The organism is Halorubrum sp. SD612, assembly GCF_002135005.1.
The window spans coordinates 1-1,511 of record NZ_NEWI01000349.1 but is presented as its reverse complement, the minus strand read 5'-3'; the positions used below and the strand labels follow the sequence as shown (position 1 = coordinate 1,511).

General features: G+C 72.8%; 1 pseudogene. It reads right to left on the bottom strand.

Going from position 1 to position 1,511, the window contains the following annotated elements:
• Positions 1-1,511, bottom strand: a pseudogene (locus B9G38_RS17220) (chromosome segregation protein); the annotation flags it as partial.

The window sequence follows — 1,511 nt, the reverse complement described above, 5'->3', positions numbered from 1 at the left end:
TCGCCGTCGAGCTCGATGTGCGAGTAGGCGTCGTTGCCGTAGACGAGCTCGAAGGTCTCGTTGAGGGTGCGCTCCAACTCGGTGACGTTGCGCTGGCGGAGCTCCGCCCGCAGGTCGCCGTACATCGACTCCAGTTCGCTCGTCTCCTCGTGGAGCCCCTCCAGCGCCGCCACCCGCTCGTCAAGCGCCTCGCGCTCTTCGCGGAGATCCGCTAACTCGCGGAGCTCGCCTTTCACTCCGCCGATGGCGTTCTGAAGTTCCGTCCGCTTCTCGCCGAGGCGGTCGAGCTCGTCGGCGACCTGTTCGAGGTACCGCTCGGCCTCCCGTTTCCGCTCCCTCGCGTCCTCGACCGCGGTCTCGTCGACGGCGTCCGCGAGCTCGTCGCGGCGGTCGCGCTTGTCGGCGAGCCGGTCGCGCCGCTCGTCGTTCACCTCGTCGAGGTTCTCCCGCTTCTCGCGTCGGCGTTCAATCTCGTCCTCCGCGTCCGCGACCGCGGACAGGCGCTCCTCGACCGCCGTCACCGCCTCGCGGGCGTCGTCGAGCTCCGACAGGGACGCCTCCAGCTCCTCGACGCGCTCCGCGGCCGCCTCCGCCTCCTCGCGCTTCTGCGCGGCGACCTCGCGGGTCTCCTCGGCCTCCTCGCGGAGATCGGCCGCGCGCTCGCGCTTCTCCTCGGCCGCCTCCCGCTTCCGTTCGGCCTCCTCGCGCTTCTCCGTGACTCGCTCGCCGAGGGTCTCGATCCGCTCGCTGATCTCGTCGAGGCGGTCGGCTGCGCTCGCGAGCTCGTCGAGTTCCGCGATCCGGTCGTCGAGGTCGCCCTCGCGCTCGCGGACCTCCTCGAGCTCCGCTTCGAGCTCTTCGACGCGCTCGCGGTCCTCCTCGACCCCGCTGGCGTGCGGCGAGTCCTCGACCGGCTGCCCGCACTCGGGGCACTTCCCGGCCGCGAGCAGTTCCTCGGCCTCTTCGACCCGTTCGCGGGCGTTCTTCAGCTCCGCCGACAGCTCCGCGATCCGCTCGCGGACCTCGCCGCGCCGCTCTCGGAGCCGCTCTAACTCGTCGGCGACGCCCCCGCGGTCGACGTCGGCGTCGGCCGCCGCGAACCGCTCGCGGAGCCCGTCGGCCTCCCCGCGGAGGTCGTCGATCGAGGACTCGCTCTCGTCGGCCTCGGTCGCCGCCGCCTCGGCCTCGTCGGCGAGGGCGTCGGCCTCCGATTCGATCTCCGCGGCGCGCTCGGTCCGGTCGTCCGCCTTCCCGGCGAGGTTCGTCGCCTGGTTCCGGAACGCCTCGGCGCTCACCCGCTCGTCGTCGAGCTCCTCGCGGACCGCTTCCTCCCGGTCGTCGAGCTCCGCGCGGCGGTCGGCGACGGCCTCCTCGGTCGGCGCGTCGAGGCCGGCGTCGTCGAGCAGTCCGTCGATCGCGGCCTCGATGTCGTCGATCCGCTCGCGGGCCTCGCGGATCGCGTCGCGGTGGTCGTCGCGCTCGCGTTCCGCCTCCCGGATCGAGTCTTCGAT